The following is a 19,677-nucleotide window of genomic DNA, read 5'->3' as shown; positions in this document are numbered from 1 at the left end:
GATTATTTTAGCAACTGGACTTCAATTCTAAAATAATCCCAAGTATCCGGAGCCCCGTACCACTTATTCGAGCTTGGTCTCCTCCACCTAGTGGCTGGTGGGTGCCAAGCGTGCTGGGTCCAGTTCAATTCGGCGTAATAACTGCGCGTTGAATGCCACCACGATGGTCGATAGCGACATCAATACCGCACCGGCCGCCGGGGAGAGCACGACACCGATGGGTGCGAGTACGCCTGCCGCCAAGGGCACGGCAATGATGTTGTAGCCAGATGCCCAAATTAGGTTTTGGATCATCTTGCGGTAGCTAGCGCGCGACAAGCTCATCATTGAAAGCACCGACCGCGGATCATCGCTGGCGAGCACCACCTCGGCGGATTCCATGGCGACATCGGTGCCGGCGCCAATGGCGATGCCGACTTCCGCGCGGGCCAAGGCTGGGGCGTCGTTGACGCCATCGCCAACCATGGCCACTGCCAGGCCGCGCTCTTGTAATTCGGTGACCTTGGAGTCCTTGTCCTGCGGCAGGACTTCGGCAAAAACCTCGTCAATACCCAGTTCTTCGCCAACGGCCTCGGCGACCTGCGTGGCATCGCCAGTAATCATCGCAACCTTGACGCCCTGCTCTTGGAGGGCCTGTACGGCCGCGCGGGATTCGGGACGAATCTTATCTTCAACCGCGAGAGCACCGATGATCTGACCATCGCGCACGACGTGCAGGACACCCGCGCCGCGTTGGGACCACTCCTCAACCTGCGCATCGAAAACCCCAGGGGTGGCAAGCTCTAGCTCGCGCAGCATATTCGGTCCACCGACGAGGACCTCTGCCCCATCGACGGTGGCCTGGATTCCACGACCGGCGGCAGCACTGAAATCGGAGCTGTGCAGCTGCTCCTGGGATGCTTCCGCGTGGTCTTCGGCTGCCTTGACGATGGCGCGGGCCAACGGGTGTTCACTATCGGCCTCGGCCGCGGCGGCCACTGCTAGCAGCTGCCCCTCGCTGATGCCCTCAACGGTTGCGACACCGGTGACCGCGTGCGCACCTTCGGTCAGGGTGCCGGTCTTATCGAAGAGGACGGCGTCGATAGTGCGCATGCGCTCCAACGCCATACGTTCCTTGATGAGTACTCCAGACTGTGCGGCCTGCTCAGTAGAGATCGCAATGACCAGTGGGATAGCCAAACCGAGGGCGTGGGGGCAAGCGATGACGAGCACGGTGACGGTGCGCACCACGGCGTCGCTTGGGCTACCGATAATGGACCAGACCACCGCGGTAATGAAGGCTGCGCTCAGCGCGAACCAGAAGAGCAACGCTGCGGCGCGATCGGCAAGGGCTTGGGCGCGGGAGGAAGATTCCTGCGCCTCGGCGACCATGCTTTGAATACCACCCAGGGCCGTATCCCCACCGATGGCCTCTACCTGGACGCGGACGGTGTTGTCTGTAGCTACCGTACCGGCGACCACGCGCTCACCTTTATCGCGGAAGACGGGCCGGGATTCACCGGTGATCATGGATTCATCGAACTCGGCTGAGCCTTCAACAATGGTGCCATCGGCAGGCGCCCGCGCCCCAGCGCGAACCAGTACTATGTCATCCACCGCCAGCTCAGAGACTGGCACGGTGTGGGTCTGCCCATCGATGATCTTCTCAGCCTCGTCAGGCAAAAGTTCTGCCAAGGCATCCAAAGCGGAGGAGGCCGCGCCGAGTGCACGCATCTCCAACCAGTGGCCCAGCAGCATAATGACGACCAAGAGGGCCAGCTCCCACCAGAAATCTAGGTCGAATCCTCCAATACCCAAGGTGGTGACCCATGAGGCAACGAACGCCACGGTAATGGCCATGGCGATAAGCAGCATCATCCCGGGCTGGCGGGATTTCAGTTCCGACCAGCCGCCTTGCAGGAACGGCGTGCCGCCATAAATGAAGATGATGGTGCCGAGCACCGGGGGAATCCAGGATGAACCAGTGAATTCGGGTACGCCGTAGCCGAGCAATTCTGCGACCATAGGGCTGAAGATGACGACCGGTACCGATAGCAGCAGCGACCACCAGAAGCGGCTGCGGAACATCGCCGCGTGCTCCCCGTGTCCGTGTCCGTGGCCGTGCTCGTGACCGTGACCGTGACCGTGATGGTCACCGTGGGAGTGTTCTTCGTGACCGCCATGATCTGTGTGTTGCGTATGGTCCGCTTCCGCGGCCTGGTGAGCACCGGAATGCTCACCGTGTTGGTGAGAAGTACTCATGAAGTTCCTTTCTTCTCCTCCTTGCACCATGAGGAGTCCTAGCTTCGGTGGAACACAGTGATGGTTACTCTCCCCACCATATACCCCGGGGAGGTATATTTTACAAGAACGGAAGGAGCCATTTTCGCATGAGAGGTGAAGTGGAACTACCGAAAAGTCCTTTCAGCTTAAACGACAGAAAGTGTTGCTGAGGTTGTCTCGTGAAATGTCCTAGGTTTGCTCCGTTTGAGTAGATGAGAAAATCTAACGCGCTTCAGGTGGCGTCATAAGGGACTACGTGCCCACAGTCTTTATTGGGCAAAAGATCCCACGCCTAGCAGATTTCAATAAAGCAGCGGAACCCGCTTGGTTAACTTTTAACAGAGCTTTACAAGAATCTCGATAAAGGGAAATCCTTATTGCTCCAGATTCTTTCCTTGGCGCGCTCAATTAAATCTTTATAGTAACTCAAACCCTCCGACGGCCTGTGCCTTTGCACTTGCAATTTCCTCTTCGCCAACCCAAACAATTTTGCCTAGTTCGAAAAAGTCTGCTTTAAGTACCGGATAGTCCCCAGCAAATGTGTCGGAACAATTGAATCAGCGCCAATGTCACAAATAGAAGGCAACCATACATAACGATGGTGGCCGGACTCATATCCCAAAACAGTTATCCATTTTAGGGCCTTAACGCTGAGAGCGGGGGCGATCTCGAAATGAGAAGGGGTCGAGTCTGTCGGAATGGTGCATCTGTGCCTTCTGCATCTCTGAACCAGTGACAGTGCCAGGCTCGGTTTTTGGGTCTGGCTCGGAGAAGGTGTTGGTTCATTAGGAGGTTGCCTCGCCAAACACCTATAATCCCGAACCCACACACAAACCATTAGACACTCTCTTTTGGGTGTCCGCAGCGCACCTCCCCGGCACATAGTCGGACAGAAGGAAAGCAAAAAGCCACGACTCCCACACCCCCGTAGGTGGCTTTTCTTCAATGCTTCCAACAACGAGAAGTACTAGGGAAGTTCCTTTGTCACTGGAAGTCAAGAATTAAGAACCGTCAGCCTGCCGGAAATAAGCACAGCCGTGAAACTAAGTTCGCAAAAAGATGCAGATTGGGTTTAGGTGGAAAACTAGATCCATCTAAACCCAATCTGCATAAGTCCGAAACATGCGCTCTAACTATCTTGGCATCTTTCGCTCTTTTTGTCCCCAAAGGAGAATCCTCCCAAGATTAACGGTAACTTTCACTGCTATCCTGCGTCTCCTTCATAAGGGAATTAATCCAATCAGCATACGGGAAGATATCTGAGTGCCACATCTTCCCACCCCTACGGTCTTGGCAAGTGGGATTCGCTCCTCCTGCTGTATGAACAGCATAAATAGTGTTTCCGGAGTATACCGCGCCGCCGGAGTCTCCAGAGCACGACCAAGCGTCGGTAGTAGCAACACTCTGGAGAATGTTGGAAAAGCTGCCTGCTTCAAATGAGTACTTATCATAGTACGCAACTACACGAACCTCAGCTGTGGAGGGGAAATCATGGTATCCCCCATACCCTATCAAGCTCGCTTCATCATTAAAGGTTAAGGACTTTGTGGGTAGCTCAAATGAATCAGCAGTAATTCCGTCAGAAACTTTAATCAATGCAACGTCTTCTGTTTCTCCCTTAGTATACACGTCTTCCACCTTCGCACTTTGACCGTCATATTGCCTAATGAATCCCGAAGCATTCTGACCATTGAGTCCTTGGACACAGTGACGTGCGGTTATCCAAAAACCATTTCTCAGGTGGTTGACCGTGCATCGCTTTTTCATTGCTTCCTCCGATTCTTTTATCCAAAGTTGTCCAACCCTGTCGTCTTGTTGCACAACTTTGCTCGAAGATTTTAGAGAAATCATTTCAGCAGGAAGTCCCTCTCGACCGCTATCCATCAACAGAGTACTTTCAAACTTCATCCCTATAAAAAGGGAGCCAAATACCAAAAGAACAGGTAGCAGCGGTGAGTGGAACGCTAGTTGCATTATGTGGCGCAGAGAGCCAGTCATTTCCTGCCAGACCGCTCAGCACTCATGGCTCTCGCCAACATCAAAAAGCCGACGGACAGCAAAGAAAAAAATGCTATGGCGCCAATCTCTAAGGAACTAGGATCGTCAAAGCATCTTGGCAGCAGAACAACGACCAGCGCTGCAGAAAAAGCACCGAAGAAAAGAATTGCAGCTTTCATTCCGCCCCCCTCAACTAAAGTTTAAAACACTCGACGACACCGGCGATATCGCCGGTGCCGAGGGTGGCAATCCCTCCAACGCAGGCTGCACATACCGCCGCGCCGATAGGCTCTACGCCACAGGCCGTTGCACAAGTCGAACCGATCAGTCCAGCAACCACTCCATTAACACCAAGAATGGCACCAATGCATGCGGTCTTCTCTCCCCAGCCCTGTAGCTCAGGGGCGTCAGGATCGGCCATTGGGACATTTTGATTAGCCTGGAGGGTGGCTCCGTCAACATAGTCAATGTCAAGGCCTTCGTCTTTAACAAGCTGATCATCCTTGAACACCTGGACGTTAAACTTGTTGTGAGAACCTTTTGTATAAAGCGTCTCCGATTGGCCAATTGGAGAGGAGTGATCTTCCGTCTTGTAGGCGACGGTTATGTTACTGAGGTAATTATATTCTCCCTCGTTCGAATAAGGCACAGTAACGAGATCAAAGCTTTCTCCGTCATCACTCTTTACCGTCGTAACCTTTGTATTGTCGAGATCAAGGCGATCGACGCCACCATGAGCATGGATTTTTCCCTTGCTGACATTTCCCTTAGCTTCTTTTAGAAGTTCTGCTTTGTCTGGAGACTGGGTTGTGTCCTTCGTGTTGGATGGGCCATTCGACGCTGCACAAGTACTGTTTGAAGCATTAGGTTCCTTATGTGGCATATCGACAGCGGCAGCAGTAGAAGCTGAACCGATTAAAATGGTGCCGACTGCAAAGAAAGACATAATCTTGGAAGCAGATTTCAACATGATACCTTCTCCTGGCTCGTTGACGTGAAGTGACTATTGGAAATCGCCGGAAGGTACCCGTTTTAGATCATAAATCTGCAGAATTGTCAGAAATAGAAAACTGTCAGAAATAGAAAGGGCAATTTCAATAACTTTCCGACGTTAACATGCAAAATATATAATATGATAGGAGCGTGTCAAGTTGTGTGTGTGGGGTTAGGTTTATAGGTATTTGTCGAAGCGGTCGGGAAAGGCCACGGCCATTTGGTTGATGGCTTGTTTCCAGCCGGATACTCGTGCTCCTTCCACGAGCCTGCTGGCTGTAGCTGAGGCCCGTTTGCCTTGTTTCGCCCTCTTTAAGGCTCGTTTGTCTTCAATAGTGCAGATCATCAACCACAGCGTCTTTAACGCAGAATCATCATTAGTAAATTGGACCCGGTTACGCGTGGCTTTACGCAGCTGGTTGTTAAACGACTCAATGGAATTCGTCGTATAGATGACCTTTCTGGCTGCTGGTGGGAACTGCAAAAATGGCACGAATCTATCCCATGCGTCCTGCCAGACCTTGACCGACTGAGGGTACTTCACACCCAGTTCAGAATCGGAAGAATTCCTTCAACGCTGCTTCTGCCGTGGATTCATCAGTAGCCGTATAAACCTTCTTCAACGCGGCTGATACAGCGCGGCGATCCCCGTAGGTGACCCACCGGTTCGCGGCGCGAATCAGGTGCACGATGCAGGTTTGTACCATGGAATTCGGCCAGGTTGCCTCTAGAAGCCTCTGGTAGGCCTTTCAGCCCGTCACAGCAGACAATAAAGACGTCTTTGACCCCGCGGTTAGATAAGTTGGCGCACACGTGTGCCCAAAAGGAAGCACCTTCTTCTTTAGCAATCCATAGGCCCAAAATGTGCTTGATGCCATCTAAATCCACGCCGATAGCCATATAGGCAGACTTGTTGACAACCCTGCCACCGTCACGGACTTTAATGCGCAACGCATGGGCCTGACCCCCGGAAAGTGGACACGTCGGGGGTTAGCTATGCTGCTGTGGTCAGTATAGCCGAAGACTTGGTTTCAAAGACATCAGGCGCTACGAGATTGCACCAGGAGTGCCGCCGGCGCGTGTTGTAGCGCATGCACCACCGGAAGACCTCTTGGCGACAGGTAATTGGGTTGTCAAAGACTTTCCTATCGCGCAAGACTTCCCGCTTGAGCGTGGCGTTAAACGATTCTGCTAGGGCGTTATCCGCACTCGTTCCTACCGCTCCCATAGACTGGCGGACACCTAACGACGAGCAATAGCTCCTAAAGGCTTGTGAGGTGTACACACTGCCGTGATCGGAATGGAATATAGCTCTGTCAAGACTGCCGCGTACACCGTGTGCGTGGGCTAGGGCATCGATGACCAATAAGACCCGCATGTGGTCTGCGAGTGCATAACCTGCACGTTTGCGTGAATGAAGTGTCAATGACTGTGGCCACATACATGTTTGTCCCTCCCTTACACGGAAGGTAGATAAATATCGCCGACGTAAACGCGGTTCGGCTCGTTGGCTGTGAATAAGCGGGCCTAGTAAATCTGGCATGACGCAGTGGCCAGGCTTACGCCTGACAGTGATGCATCGGCGGCGTTTGGTGAAGCCTCTAAGTCCCATGGCTTTCATAATTCGTGCAACTTTCTTGTAATTTATCGGGCCGAAAACCGTATCACTGTTGAGGCTTGCAGCGATGCGTTTAGCTCCGTAAAGCCCGTGCTCATCATCGAAGATGGTTGTGATTCTTGCACCAATAACGGCATCAGAATACATCTCTTATCCTGCGCTTTTTACGAGTTTGGACCCATTTATAAAACGAGGAACGATTCAGCTTTAACACATGGCACATCCGTGTGAGCCGAGTACTCGGTTCGGTGGTCATAGACACACTGAGAAGCAGAACGCCCGTGAGTTGCTTTAAGCAAAATATTTAGCGGCCTTGCGCAGGATGTCACGTTCTTCGCGCAGTTGTGCGTTTTCTTTTGTCTCACTGGCGGATCCGCTCGGAATCATTCGCCGCTTGGGCTTTATCCTGCATGGCTTTTATGCGGGCACGTTTGCCGGTGCCGTACTTCTTGACCCAAGAATGCAGCGAGGCTCGGTTGATACCGAGCTCTGCTGATGCTGCGTTCAGCGAGAGGTCCTCATTGTTCTCATAGAGGGCCACAGCATCGCGTTTGAACTGTTCGGAATACCTGGACATAGTGGCAGATTACCTTTCTTCCCAACCCAACCAGGCTGGATATCAGGTGTCCACCAACTAGGGGTCAGGTCCTTCAAAGTATGCGGAGCTGACCGAAAAAATTACCGAAATCGTAAAAGACTCCGAATTCAGCTACGGCTACCGTCGCGTCTGGATTCAATTGAAGCAATCGGGAATCAAGGTCAGCGAGAAAGTTGTGCGCCGAATCATTACGGCCGAAGGGTTAACGGTGCGTTATGTTAAGAAAAAGCGTCGTTATTCGTCGTATCGCGGGGAGATTTCAGATGCCCCACCAAACTTGGTGAAACGGAATTTTCATGCTGATAAGCCTGGGCTGCTGTGGTTGACGGATATTTCAGAGTTTCCTGCTGATGACGGGAAAATCTACTTTTCAGCGTTGGTGGATTGTTTCGACGGAAAGATCGTGGGAGCAACAACGAGTTGCCATCCTAGTCAGCAGCTTGCAGACGACTGCTTAGCACAGGCGATTGAAAATGATACGCCTGCGGATCCGACAAGATTAGTAATCCATTCCGATCGGGGTTGCCACTATCGAGGTAATAGTTGGATCCAAGCCTCCCAAGACATCGGTTTTGCTCGTTCAATGTCGAAGAAAGGGTGCTCACCCGACAATTCGGCGTGCGAGGGATTGTTCGGCCGAATGAAAAATGAGATGTTCTATGGACGTAAATGACGCCATCGTGAGGAACTAGAGAAAGCGATTCATGAATATGTCGACTTCTACAACGAACGAAGAATCAAGCTTGAGTTCGGCGGATTAAGCATCAATCAACGCCGACGCAAGCTGCTACTCTGAATAGTCCTAAAAAATGTCCGCATCCCCTTTTGCTACTTAACCCAAAAGCCCTACTGGAAAAAGGCGACCCACCCCTAGACCCCAGATAACAAGAAAACCGGCACCCCAGAACAAAACAACTGAGATGCCGGTTCGCCAACGATGTCGCGACTGACCTGTCAAGCATGTCGCGACCCATGACACCTGTGGAGCATAGGAGAATCGAACTCCTGACCTTCTGCTTGCAAAGCAGATGCTCTACCAATTGAGCTAATGCCCCATTGTTCCGTGGTGGGCCTAGCTGGAATCGAACCAGCGACCTCATCGTTATCAGCGATGCGCTCTAACCGACTGAGCTATAGGCCCTTTAGCGGAACGAGAAGTAACTTTACATACTACCCCGGAAAGAACACAAATCGGCAGCTCAAAGAGGTTTTCAAAGGCACTCTTCGTTGGCCTAATGAGTACCCTACTTCGCGCTTAAAACTAGAAAAATGCCGGCAACCGTAGCTGCCGGCATAGTCTCCCACTCACAGTGGTCTAAATATCATCCAAGCTAACCTTTAGCCCGCCGAGGACATCCACGATGGCGTTATAGATGACGGCCATCAGCGGTGCGAGCAAGGTGAACAGGACGGCGAAAATAACGCCAATCAGCGCGCTGGCTGCGATCACCACACCAAAGGTGACCTCAAAGCCCCCGCCGACGCCACCAACGAGGCTATTGACTGACTCCCATATGCCCACCTGGTGCAAGCCGATGTACAGCAGGCACACGGCCAGCAACCACGCGATGAGTCCGACGAGTGACAGGGCCAGACCAACGCGAAACGCCGAGGTGGGCGAAATGTGGTGGATGGTTACGTCTCGTCGTTCCATGTCCTACTCCTCATCCTTGGAGGCATCGCTACCCTTGTGGTGCTCTTGCTGGACCTCATCGACGGTCTTTTCGCCCTTGGCCACAGCCTGCGCGTCTTCCTCACCATCTTCTTCGACATTGCGGTCGATGGCAAGCAATTCGACGTCATCGGCAAGGTCAACCAAGCGCACACCCATCGTGGCGCGCGAGGAAGGACGAATCTGGTTTACTTCGGTGCGAATAACCCCACCGGCGGAGGTAATGGCGAAGATTTCATCGTCTTTATCAATCGAAATGGCGCCAATAAGCTTGCCGCGCTTCGGGGTGTACTTGAAGGTCATGACACCCAAGCCACCGCGGCCCTGCGGGGTGTATTCCTCAATGGCGGTGCGCTTGCCGTAGCCACCCGAGGTAGCAACGAGTAGGAACTCACCGTCGTGGACGACGGACATCGCCAGCAGCTGGTCATCGCCGCGGAAGCGCATGCCCTTCACACCGGCGGTAGCGCGGCCCATGGGGCGCAGCTGGTCGTCATCGGCAGTAAAGCGAATGGCTTGTCCCTGCTCAGAGGTCAGCAGGATGTCATCGCCCTCAGAAACGAGCTGGGCGCCGATGAGCGCATCGCCCTCGTTGAGATTGATGGCGATAAGGCCTGCGGAGCGAGCGGACTCGTAATCGGTCAGGCGCGACTTCTTCACGCGGCCCTGCTGGGTGGCCAGAACCAGGTATGGCGCATCCTCGTAGGACTGGATCTGAATGACCTGGGCGATCTTTTCCTCCGGCTGGAATTCCAGCAGGTTGGCCACGTGCTGGCCGCGGGCAGCGCGGCCGCTCTCCGGCAGCTCGTAGGCCTTCAGGCGGTAGACGCGGCCAAAGTTGGTAAAGAACAGGATCCAGTCGTGCGTGGAGCAAACGAAGAAGTTCTTCACAATGTCATCTTGCTTGAGCTCCGCACCGCGCACGCCCTTGCCGCCACGCTTTTGTGACTTATAAGTATCAACCTTGGTGCGCTTGGCATAACCGGTGGCGGTAATGGTGACCACGACGTTTTCGCGGGCAATGAGGTCTTCATCGGTGACCTCGCCGGAGGCAGGCAGGATCTCGGTGCGGCGCTCGTCGCCGTACTTTTCGACGATCGCTTCCAGCTCATCGTGGACGATCTGGCGCTGGCGCTCCTCGTGGGCGAGGATGTGCTTGAGGTCTGCGATCTCTTCTTCGATTTCTGCCAATTCATCGACGATCTTTTGGCGCTCCAGGGCGGCCAGGCGGCGCAGCTGCATCGCCAGGATGGCATCGGCCTGGATATCGTCGACATCGAGAAGCTCCTTCAAGCCCTCGCGCGCCTCATCAACGGTGGGCGAACGGCGGATCAGGGCGATGACCTCATCCAACATATCCAGCGCCTTGACCAAGCCGCGCAAGATGTGCGCGCGCTTTTCGGCCTCATCCAGGCGGTACTGGGTGCGGCGAACGATGACCTCAATCTGGTGCGCAACATAATTGCTCAGCATCTGATCCAGGCGCAGGGTGCGCGGCACGCCATCAACGATGGAAAGCATATTAGCGCCGAAGGAGGTCTGTAGCTGGGAGTGCTTGTACAGGTTATTGAGCACCACGCGGGCGACGGCATCGCGCTTCAGGGTCACAACAATGCGCATGCCCACGCGGTCAGAGGACTCATCTTCGATCTTGGAAATACCGGCGATCTTGCCGTTGGCTACGGACTCCGCGATATTGGAGATGAGGTTATCGGGGTTGACCTGGAACGGCAGCTCCGTAATCACGATGGTCTGCCGGGAGCCGGATTCCTCGATGGAGGTCACACCGCGCATGCGGATGGAACCGCGGCCGGTGGTATATGCATCCTTGATGCCCTGATCGCCAACGATAAGGCCGGCGGTGGGGAAATCCGGGCCCTTCACGCGTTCCATGCAGGCCGCGAGCGCGGCATCCTCGTCCGCGTCTGGGTTCTCCAGCAGCCAGTAGATGGCCGAGGCCAACTCATTGAGGTTATGCGGCGGGATATTGGTGGCCATGCCCACGGCAATGCCGCCGGAGCCATTCATCAAAAGGTTAGGCACGCGGGACGGCAGGACGTCCGGCTCGCTGGTCTTGCCATCGTAGTTGGGCGAGAAATCCACGGTATTTTCGCGGATATCGCGGACCATTTCCATGGCCAACGGGGTGAGCTTGCACTCGGTATAACGCATTGCGGCAGGGCCGTCGTTACCGCGGGAACCGAAGTTACCCTGGCCATCGACAAGCGGGTAGCGCATATTCCAGGACTGCGCCAAGCGCACCAAGGTGTCATAGATGGCCGAGTCACCGTGCGGGTGGAATTGACCCATGGTGTCAGAGACTGGGCGCGCGGACTTCACGTAGCCGCGCTCGGGGCGGTAACCCGAATCGAACATGGCGTAGAGAATGCGGCGGTGTACCGGCTTTAGGCCATCGCGCACCTCAGGCAGCGCGCGGCCCACAATGACGGACATGGCGTAGTCGATATAGCTCGACTCCATCTCCTCATTAATGTCAATGGGAAAAATCCGATCAAAAAGATCGTCGTTATTGTCACTCATAAGGCCAAATTCTACCTTCTCCGGCCCTTATCGGCCTTATTTGCCGCACCGGTGGTATCACTGTGGTATCACTGGGGCATGGCAATGACATTGCGGCTTACCGCAGAACAGGATCACGCGCTTACCCTCTTGGCCTCCGCGCAAGGCACCTCCAAGCACGAGGCGGTGGTGCGTGCCATCGTGGCGGCGGCCTCGCGTACGCTTGCCGATGCCCACGTGCAAGCCACCGCCCGCGATCTCCTCCCCGGCCGCGCGGACCTAGAGGCCGAAATCCGCAGGGCACGGAAGACCCAGTCATGAGCCCCGAACAGTTGTACCTAGTGGCCCAAGAGTTTTGTGCCCGCTTTAAGCTCCGCATCATCAATTACTCCGCTTTAGTTGCCGCCGCCGCTGCCAGCACCGCGCGCCTGGAGGGCATAGCCATTCACGGTGATGAGCAACAGGCAGCCCAAGCCATGGCGGAGGTTTTAGAAAAGGTGCCAGCGTTAAATGCTGGAAACCAGACCTTCGCGCAGTACTGCGCCCGCGTCTATATGGCCACTAAATTCGCGTAAAGTATGGCACCATGTCTCACCTTTCTACCTTGATGCATGGATCCACCCGCACCGAGTTCATCGCCGAGTGCGGGGCTCTCGTTGAAAAAGTCGCCTCCGCCCAATCCGGCATTTCTGGCATGGCCATTAAAGGCGGATTGGCCGCCGCCAAGAAGGCCGATGCCAACGTCGTCCCCAAGGCGCTGGAACGGATCCTGCCGGATGTCCTCGATGCCCTGGATCCGCGGTGGCAGGACTTTGCGGAAAGCGGGAAGGATGATTTTGGTGCCTTCCTTGAACCGCGGCAAGAAGAGGTCAGCGATGAAATTATGAATATCGCAGATAAGCACGTAGAAAAGGTGAACTCCGCCGCACTGCGCAAACCCTATAATTCCCTGCGCGGCAAGGCCACCAAGATCTTAAGCCCGGAAGTTCCTGCATTCGGCCGCATAGTACAAAAGCACATGTAAATAAATAGTTTCCACCGGTTTTCCTGCGGTTGAAGGTTTTCTGGACTGCGGAGTATAAGTGTGGAAGTGAATTATTCCCCGCATCATAAATCGTCGGCATCAGAAGCAAACCGTACCGACTACCCCGCCGGCCAAGACCCCGCCCGCTGGCGGGTTCTTATTATTGTGCTGGTCACGGTGTTCATGTCACTGATTAGCGTGTCCATCGTGAATGTGGCGCTGCCGTCGATTCAGTCTGGGCTTGGTGCCACGGATTCGGATGTGCAATGGGTGCTGTCTGGTTATGCGCTTACCTTCGGCGTGGTCCTCGTCGCCGCAGGGCGCGCCGGCGATCTCGTGGGGCGCGGGGGCATCTTCCTGCTCGGCATCGCCGTCTACACCATCAGCGCCGCCGTGGCGGGTTTCGCGCCGAATGCGCATTCTCTAAACATCGCGCGTTTTGTGCAGGGTGTTGGCGCCGGATTGCTGAACCCTCAGGGAGTGGGAATGATTCAGCAATACTTCCGCGGGGAAGAGCGCGGCCGCGCCTTTGGATACTTTGGCGCCACCGTGGGAATCGCGGTGGCTATCGGCCCGGTACTGGGTGGCTTCCTCATCAAGATCGGCGGCCCTGACCACGGGTGGCGGCTGACCATGCTGGTCAATGCGCCTATCGGCCTGCTGGCCATCATCTTAGGCCTCATGTGGTTCCCACGCCCGCTGTTTTCCCGCGTCCGCGATGCCTCGGGTAATAAGCTGGGAATCTTCAAGGCGCTGGCCACCCTGGATCCCATCGGCGCGCTCATTCTCGGCGCCGCAGTATGGTGCATCCTCTTCCCCTTCATGGACTCCACCGGTTCCCCGGCCGTGTGGTGGCTGCTTCTCGCGGGTGCCGTGCTCATTGGTGTGTGGGTGCTGTGGGAGCGCCACCACAAGGCTACCGGCCATCCGCCGATGGTGGATCTCAATATCTTTGCCACCTCGAGCTTCCGCAATGGCACCATCATCGCCACGTTGTGGTTTATGGGCATTACCAGCATCTGGGTGCTCGTGGCGTTGTACTTCCAAAATGGCCTGGGTTACTCCGCGCTCGCGGCCGGCTCGGTGGGCATTCCGTCCGCACTCCTCAACTCCATTACCGCCACCATCGCTGGCCGCAAAATCTCGCGGTATGGGCGCATAGTGGTCATCATCGGCATGCTGACTACCATCTTCGGACTCTTCACCACGGTGGTCTTTATTTGGGGCACCACGCATTGGGGAATGAACGAATGGTGGCTCATCCTTTCCTTGGCATTTATTGGGCTCGGCCAGGGTGCCGTGGTCTCCCCTAACCAAACCCTGACCTTGGCACAGGTCCCAGACAACTACGCCGGTTCCTCCGGCGCGGTCCTGCAAACCGGCCAGCGCATCGGCACCGCCATCGGCCTGGCCGTCATTACCGCCATCGTCTTTGCCATGCTCCAAAGCACCTCCGGAGATTGGCCCGTATCCATCATGACCGGTTTCGGTGTCATCATCGCCGTTTGCCTGGTGTCCTTGAGCTTTGGGTTTGCGGATCAGCACGCTTCCCGCAGCTAATACCTCTCCCCATAGTTAGAGCCCACCGTGGATAGTTCCACGGTGGGCTCTGGCTTTTCCCCAGCTCCTATACGCAGAGGACTAAGCCAGCGGTTTAGATATCCAGGAAGCGGACATCCTTCGCGCGGCGGGTAATGAAGGAGCGGCGAGCGGCCACGTCATCTCCCATGAGGATGGAAAACAGCTCATCGGCACGCTGCGCGTCTTCCAGATCCACGCGGCGCAACAGGCGCGTGGAGGGATCCAGGGTGGTCTCCCAGAGCTCGGAGGCGTTCATCTCGCCCAAGCCCTTGTAGCGCTGGATGCCGTCATCCTTGTTGATCTTGCGGTTTTGCTCCAGGCCTTCTGCCAACAGCTTATCGCGCTCATCATCAGAGAAGGCGTAGCCCGGCGTACCCTTGGACCACTTCAGCTTGTAGAGCGGCGGGTTAGCCAAGTACACGTGGCCATCCTCAACCAGCTGCGGCATAAAGCGGAAGAGCAAGGTCAACAGCAGCGTGGCGATGTGCTGGCCGTCCACGTCGGCATCGGCCATCAGCACGATCTTGTCGTACCGCAACTTCTTGATATCGAATTCCTCGTGGATGCCAGTACCCAACGCGGTGATGATGGCTTGGACCTCGGCATTTTTTAAGACTTTATCCATGCGGGCCTTTTCCACGTTCAGGATCTTGCCGCGCAAGGGCAAGATGGCCTGAAACATAGAGTCACGGCCGGCCTTCGCGGAACCGCCCGCGGAGTCACCCTCCACGATATAAAGCTCCGAACTCCGCGGATCCTTAGAACGGCAATCCGCAAGCTTGCCGGGCAGTCCGCCCAGATCGGTGGCGGACTTGCGGCGCACCATCTCGCGCGCCTTACGCGCTGCCATGCGGGCATGCGCCGAGGAGACGGCCTTATTGATAATGGCCTTTGCCTCTGCCGGGTTGGCATCAAACCAGTCATTGACGTACTCGTTGACCGAGCGCTGCACAAAGCCCTTGATCTCGGAGTTGCCCAGCTTGGTCTTGGTCTGGCCCTCGAACTGCGGATCACCCACCTTGACCGAAATGACGGCGGCCAAACCTTCGCGACAGTCATCACCGGAAAGGTTGCCGTCCTTGTCCTTGATGAGCTTGTGCTCCTTGGCATAGCGGTTCATCAAGGAGGTCAGGGCTGCGCGGAAGCCCTCTTCGTGCGTGCCGCCCTCGTGAGTATTGATGGTATTGGCAAAGGTGTGCACGGACTGCTTGTAGCCCTGGTTCCACTGCAAGGCCACCTCGACCTCGTGGTCCTCGCCTTTTGACTCGAAGGACACGATGGTGGGGTGAATAGCGTTCTTGGACTTATTGAGGAATTTTACGTAGTCCGTCAGGCCCTCCGGGTAGTGGAAGGTGATCTTCTTGCGGCGCTTCTTATCGGCCTTGGTGACGTTCTTGGAATCGTCTTCCTCGTTAAAGGTATCGCCGGCATCAGGAACATCATCAAACGACGTCTCATCCGCACTCGCCTCACCGGATTCCGCATCCGCGATTTCCTCGAGCTCGATCTGCTCTTGGGTCACGCGCTCATCAATAAGCTCGATGGTCAGGCCCTTGTTCAGGAAGGCCATCTCCTGCAGGCGGCGCGCAATGGTGTCGTAGTCGAACTCGGTGGTTTCAAAGATCTCCGGATCCGCCCAGAAACGAATCTTGGTACCAGTGCCGCGGGCGTTGCCGCCTTCCACAAGGTCATCCGGGATGGCGTTCTGGAAGTTTTGGTACCAGTGCTTGCCCTCACGCTTGATCTCCGCCTCCACGCGGGTAGACAGGGCGTTGACCACGGAAATACCGACGCCGTGCAAGCCGCCGGAAACGGCATAGGAATCGGAGTCGAATTTACCGCCGGCGTGCAGCTGCGTCATGACCACCTGGACGGTCGGCGCACCAGAGGCGTGCATCTCCACAGGGATGCCGCGGCCATTATCGATGACCTCGACGCCGCCGTCTTCCAAAAGCTTGACGGTGACCTTATCCGCGAAGCCTGCCATGGCCTCATCAACGGAGTTATCAACAATCTCCCAGATAAGGTGGTGCAAACCGCGCGATCCGGTGGAACCGATGTACATACCGGGGCGCTTGCGGACGGCCTCTAGACCTTCCAGGATCGTAATTGATCCAGCATCATATGCGTGTTCTTCAGCCACGGATTCGTGCTCTCCTTTTGGCTATAGCTAATTCTAAGACTTTCACTATTCTACACGCATACCCCCTACTGAATGACACCCCACACGGGCCAGAGGTAGCTATGTGGCGCGCTCTGTAGTTATTTATCTTTTAAAGGGCAGAGCTAACCTGCTCCTATTAGCCACTTATCAGCCGTAGGTATCTTGCGAACCTTGCGGTTTTACCCACTGCCGACCCTCGTAATTGCGCTGCTGCCGCGGGCCGTGGATGCGCAGCTCAGCAATGACATCGGGGCCGAGCCGGTCCGCAATTTTGCGCAGGATTTCCCGCTGCAGGTAGCGCAGTTCTGTGGCCCAGGTGGAGTTATCGCAGGAAATGTAGACGATCTTGTCCTTGATTTTCTGCGGCTGCGTATGGGCAGCGATGCGCTCGCCCACCAGGTTTTCCCAATTTCCCATGACCCAGCCGTGCGCTAATTCATGCTTCCAGCCGCGGTGGGAAATCTCCTTTTTAATCTGTGCACCCAGGCTCGGCACATCAATCTTTCGCCGCGGCCTCCTGCCATCGGCGCCGGTAGGCCTGCCCACCTGGTAGCCGCGATAGTTCTGCGGCTGGGCATCCGCCAAGGATGGCACCGGCATCTTCGGCACTGGGCGCGTAAGCTTTGGCGGATTCTTCGAGGTAGAGCGCACCAACCGGAAGTATTGGGTGACGGGATCCGTGCGTTGCCTGCCGGTTTCCCCTTCTTCCTCACTCATGCTTCTTCCTCGCTATCCTCTCCTGCGGTTGCTTCCGTGTGCAGGGTGGAAATGCGCCCCTGGTCCGTATCTTCCACTCCTACCCGGTAACGCACGATGGGCTCCAGGTTATCCGGTAAATCCTCATCCACCGCGGCGGTGATAAGCACCTGTTCTGCCGTGGCGGCCAGGTGAACCAGCTGGGTGCGGCGCTTGGCATCGAGCTCGGCAAAGACATCATCCAAGATGAGGACCGGATCTGATCCCCCTTCTTGGCGCAGGAGCTCAAACTCCGCCAGGCGCAGGGCGATGGCATAGGACCAGGTTTCGCCGTGGCTAGCAAAACCCTTGGCCGGCTGATCCCCCAGGTGGAGCACGAGATCATCACGGTGCGGGCCCACCAGTGAGATGCCGCGCTCGATCTCGCGCTGCCGGGCAGAGGCCAGCTCGGTCAGCATGACGGCCTCCAGCACCTCGCGGTCAGAGGTATCAATGGTGGATTTATACTCCACGTGCGCAGGCCGCGACTCCGGCGCGAGGCCGGCATAGGCGGCGGGAATGTGGTCCAAGAGGGCATCGACAAGCGCAAGGCGCGCCACAATGACCTGTGCACCTAAGCGCGCGAGCTGGGCATCCCACGTATCCAGCGTCGATAGCGCCGAGGCGCCGTCGCTATCGCCGTAGCCGCGCCGCAAGCTTGCCGATGCCGACTTCAACAACGCATTGCGCTGCTTTAATACCTTGTCATAATCCGCCTTAACCCCAGCTAGGCGCGGGGTCCGCGAGGCGATGATGCTATCGAGATACGCGCGGCGCCCCGCGGGCTCACCGCGCACCAAGGCTAAATCCTCAGGGGAAAACAGCACCGTTTTCACCACGCCGAGTAACTCGCGCGGGCTGCGCAGCCTAGTGCGGTTAATCTGCGCCTGATTGGCGGCATGTGGTTTGACCAGCAAGTGGGTGGTTAATTCACGCCCCTGGTTGACGGCAGTAAGGGACACCCGGGCACTCTGCGCACCCTGGCGCACCAGCGGCGAATCATGGGAGACGCGGTGGGAAGACAGGTGAGCGGTATAGCCCACGGCTTCCACGATATTGGTCTTGCCAAAGCCATTGCGGCCCACGAACAGAGTGATCCCCGGGCCCAGCTCAAGTTTTAGTTCGGGCCATGAGCGAAAATCCCGAACATCGAGATCCCTTATAAACATTAACCTGGCAGGCGAACCGGCATTAAGAGGTAGGTGAAGTTGGTCTGCGGCGTTGGGAAATTGCCATCCTCATCTGCTTCCGGCAGCTCTTCTGGCTCCGGGATCATGATGGCGGGGCGGGAAGGCTCCGTGAACCCGAAGACCACGCGATCGGTGTTGATGACAGCAAGGCCATCCTTCAAATAGCCCGGGTTGAAGGCGATCAAGAATTCATCGCGGCCGTGGAATGCGCACGGCAGCGTCTCGGTGGCATTACCGGCATCGGCGCCGGCGGACAGGGTGACCTGGCCATCGGCAAATTCCATGCGGATCTGCGCATTGCGGTCCGTCAACAAGGAAACGCGGCGAATGGCTTCTTGCAGCGGCGCCACCTCAACCGAGGCAATATTCGTGTGGGACTTGGGAAGCAAGGGCTGGACGTTTGGGAAATCCGCATCCAGCATGCGCGTGGTGGTTTCGCGGTTATCCGCATGCAGGCCAAATAGGCCATCGGCGCCGATATTATCGCCGGAGCCCACCGCGATCTCAATGGGAATATTCAAATGTGGATCCAGGCTGCGCCCGGTATCTTGCAGGGTCTTTGCCGGAACCAGGAGCTTAGCCTCAACGTCCTCAGCCGCCGGCTCCCACTCCAGGGTGCGCATGGCCAAACGGAAACGGTCCGTAGCCGTCATCTCAATATCCTTGCCGTGGATATCCATGTGCACGCCAGTGAGCATGGGCAGGGTGTCATCCTTGCCGGCCGCGGCCGCAACCTGCTGGATCGCCTCTGCGAATAGCTGCGGTTGGATCGTTCCGGTGACCTCAGGCAGGACCGGCAATTGCGGGTAATCATCGAGCGGGATGAGAGGTAGCTCAAAGCGGGAGGAACCACAAGCAACCAAAGCCTTGGAATCTACCTGGGAGATCTCCACTTCCTTATTGGGCAAGGTAGCCACGATATCTGAGAGCAATTTACCGGCGACGGCGATTTGGCCGGGCTCATCCACCATGCCCGCGATGCGCACCCGGGTAGAAACCTCGTAATCAAAGCCGGTGAACTCTAAGCCGTTGTCATCAGCGGTGATGAGCATCGCGCGCAGCACGGGCTGGGTGACCTTGGAAGGCAGGCTGCGGGCAACCCACGCTACGGCGTTGGCAAGGTCATCTTTGGCAACGCGAAATGACACGGCTTCATCCATGGTGCGAAGAGCTCCTCTTAGGCGGGGTAGGAATGTGTAACTTTCAAAAGCTGGCTTCCAACTTACCGCATCCGGTGAACCTTGTAATTTTCCCTCCGCCCGTCCGAGCCAGCGCCGCGTGCTCGGGACCGGGCACAATTTCACACATCCCTTTCTACTTAC

At 56.2% G+C, this 19,677-nt stretch carries 17 protein-coding genes, 2 tRNA genes and 2 pseudogenes; 6 read left to right on the top strand and 15 right to left on the bottom strand.

From position 1 onward, the window contains the following. Nucleotides 1-87: 87 nt before the first annotated feature. The 7 genes and pseudogenes from ABRP64_RS07350 to ABRP64_RS07320 all read right to left on the bottom strand — a co-directional run bounded on the left by ABRP64_RS07350 (nucleotide 88) and on the right by ABRP64_RS07320 (nucleotide 7,448). The gene (locus tag ABRP64_RS07350; RefSeq protein WP_284783566.1) at nucleotides 88-2,241 is read right to left on the bottom strand and encodes a heavy metal translocating P-type ATPase; all 2,154 of its coding nucleotides are present in this window, start codon (nucleotides 2,239-2,241) and stop codon (nucleotides 88-90) included. Nucleotides 2,242-3,447: 1,206 nt separating this feature from the next. Beyond that, a complete protein-coding gene (locus ABRP64_RS07345; RefSeq protein WP_284770834.1) occupies nucleotides 3,448-4,260 on the bottom strand; it encodes a trypsin-like serine protease in 813 nt (270 codons plus the stop codon). Continuing rightward, nucleotides 4,257-4,439 (bottom strand): hypothetical protein, encoded by a 183-nt coding sequence (locus tag ABRP64_RS07340; RefSeq protein WP_284770833.1) that lies wholly within the window; start codon nucleotides 4,437-4,439, stop codon nucleotides 4,257-4,259. The genes ABRP64_RS07345 and ABRP64_RS07340 overlap by 4 nt, the downstream gene beginning before the upstream one ends. A 14-nt stretch (nucleotides 4,440-4,453) precedes the next feature. Continuing rightward, entirely contained in the window at nucleotides 4,454-5,230 is a 777-nt protein-coding gene (locus ABRP64_RS07335; RefSeq protein ID WP_284770832.1) for a hypothetical protein, read from the bottom strand. Between the two features lie 201 nt (nucleotides 5,231-5,431). Then, nucleotides 5,432-6,207, bottom strand: a pseudogene (locus tag ABRP64_RS07330) (IS256 family transposase); the annotation flags it as partial. Between the two features lie 40 nt (nucleotides 6,208-6,247). Continuing rightward, the gene (locus ABRP64_RS07325) at nucleotides 6,248-7,018 is read right to left on the bottom strand and encodes an IS3 family transposase (RefSeq protein WP_349865985.1); all 771 of its coding nucleotides are present in this window, start codon (nucleotides 7,016-7,018) and stop codon (nucleotides 6,248-6,250) included. Between the two features lie 214 nt (nucleotides 7,019-7,232). After that, nucleotides 7,233-7,448, bottom strand: coding sequence for a transposase (locus ABRP64_RS07320; RefSeq protein WP_284783768.1), 216 nt, complete (start codon nucleotides 7,446-7,448; stop codon nucleotides 7,233-7,235). A gap of 88 nt (nucleotides 7,449-7,536) precedes the next feature. Between ABRP64_RS07320 and ABRP64_RS07315 the strand changes: the two genes are divergently transcribed. Continuing rightward, nucleotides 7,537-8,142 (top strand): IS3 family transposase, encoded by a 606-nt coding sequence (locus ABRP64_RS07315; RefSeq protein WP_349865999.1) that lies wholly within the window; start codon nucleotides 7,537-7,539, stop codon nucleotides 8,140-8,142. Nucleotides 8,143-8,160: 18 nt separating this feature from the next. Then, nucleotides 8,161-8,265, top strand: a pseudogene (locus ABRP64_RS07310) (IS3 family transposase); the annotation flags it as partial. Between the two features lie 186 nt (nucleotides 8,266-8,451). Here ABRP64_RS07310 and ABRP64_RS07305 read toward each other — a convergent pair. From ABRP64_RS07305 to gyrA, 4 genes are all read right to left on the bottom strand, one after another. Further along, a tRNA-Ala gene (locus ABRP64_RS07305) sits at nucleotides 8,452-8,524 on the bottom strand. A 9-nt stretch (nucleotides 8,525-8,533) separates the two neighbouring features. Continuing rightward, a tRNA-Ile gene (locus ABRP64_RS07300) sits at nucleotides 8,534-8,610 on the bottom strand. A gap of 174 nt (nucleotides 8,611-8,784) precedes the next feature. Then, a complete protein-coding gene (locus tag ABRP64_RS07295) occupies nucleotides 8,785-9,123 on the bottom strand; it encodes a DUF3566 domain-containing protein (RefSeq protein WP_284770777.1) in 339 nt (112 codons plus the stop codon). Nucleotides 9,124-9,126: 3 nt separating this feature from the next. Next, nucleotides 9,127-11,682, bottom strand: a complete 2,556-nt coding sequence (gyrA, locus tag ABRP64_RS07290; RefSeq protein ID WP_005276024.1) for a DNA gyrase subunit A — start codon at nucleotides 11,680-11,682, stop codon at nucleotides 9,127-9,129. Nucleotides 11,683-11,760: 78 nt separating this feature from the next. On the opposite strand from gyrA, the gene ABRP64_RS07285 reads away from it, so the two are divergent. The 4 genes from ABRP64_RS07285 to ABRP64_RS07270 are packed head-to-tail and all read left to right on the top strand — an operon-like array spanning nucleotide 11,761 to nucleotide 14,245. Next, nucleotides 11,761-11,982: a hypothetical protein gene (locus ABRP64_RS07285; protein WP_005276020.1), complete on the top strand. Its 222-nt coding sequence runs from the start codon at nucleotides 11,761-11,763 to the stop codon at nucleotides 11,980-11,982. Next, a complete protein-coding gene (locus ABRP64_RS07280; protein ID WP_023024620.1) occupies nucleotides 11,979-12,236 on the top strand; it encodes a hypothetical protein in 258 nt (85 codons plus the stop codon). The genes ABRP64_RS07285 and ABRP64_RS07280 overlap by 4 nt, the downstream gene beginning before the upstream one ends. A gap of 11 nt (nucleotides 12,237-12,247) precedes the next feature. Next, the gene (locus ABRP64_RS07275) at nucleotides 12,248-12,685 is read left to right on the top strand and encodes a DUF6918 family protein (RefSeq protein WP_349839483.1); all 438 of its coding nucleotides are present in this window, start codon (nucleotides 12,248-12,250) and stop codon (nucleotides 12,683-12,685) included. Between the two features lie 60 nt (nucleotides 12,686-12,745). Continuing rightward, a complete protein-coding gene (locus tag ABRP64_RS07270; protein WP_349865983.1) occupies nucleotides 12,746-14,245 on the top strand; it encodes an MFS transporter in 1,500 nt (499 codons plus the stop codon). 94 nt (nucleotides 14,246-14,339) lie between these two features. Here ABRP64_RS07270 and gyrB read toward each other — a convergent pair whose 3' ends face one another. The 4 genes from gyrB to dnaN all read right to left on the bottom strand — a co-directional run bounded on the left by gyrB (nucleotide 14,340) and on the right by dnaN (nucleotide 19,515). Further along, nucleotides 14,340-16,409 (bottom strand): DNA topoisomerase (ATP-hydrolyzing) subunit B, encoded by a 2,070-nt coding sequence (gene gyrB, locus ABRP64_RS07265; protein WP_284770780.1) that lies wholly within the window; start codon nucleotides 16,407-16,409, stop codon nucleotides 14,340-14,342. Nucleotides 16,410-16,577: 168 nt separating this feature from the next. Then, a complete protein-coding gene (locus tag ABRP64_RS07260; protein WP_284770781.1) occupies nucleotides 16,578-17,147 on the bottom strand; it encodes a DciA family protein in 570 nt (189 codons plus the stop codon). Next, on the bottom strand, nucleotides 17,144-18,334 hold the full coding sequence (gene recF, locus ABRP64_RS07255) for a DNA replication/repair protein RecF (protein WP_284770782.1): 1,191 nt from the start codon (nucleotides 18,332-18,334) through the stop codon (nucleotides 17,144-17,146). Before recF ends, ABRP64_RS07260 begins: the two co-directional genes overlap by 4 nt. Beyond that, nucleotides 18,334-19,515, bottom strand: coding sequence for a DNA polymerase III subunit beta (dnaN, locus tag ABRP64_RS07250; protein ID WP_284770783.1), 1,182 nt, complete (start codon nucleotides 19,513-19,515; stop codon nucleotides 18,334-18,336). Before dnaN ends, recF begins: the two co-directional genes overlap by 1 nt. Nucleotides 19,516-19,677 lie beyond the last annotated feature (162 nt).

Origin of the sequence: Corynebacterium sp. KPL4015 (genome assembly GCF_040225725.1) — a bacterium.
Taxonomy (GTDB): Bacteria; Actinomycetota; Actinomycetes; order Mycobacteriales; family Mycobacteriaceae; genus Corynebacterium; species Corynebacterium rhinophilum.
The sequence above is the reverse complement of the archived record's forward strand: the minus strand, read 5'-3'. Positions and strand labels throughout refer to the sequence as shown.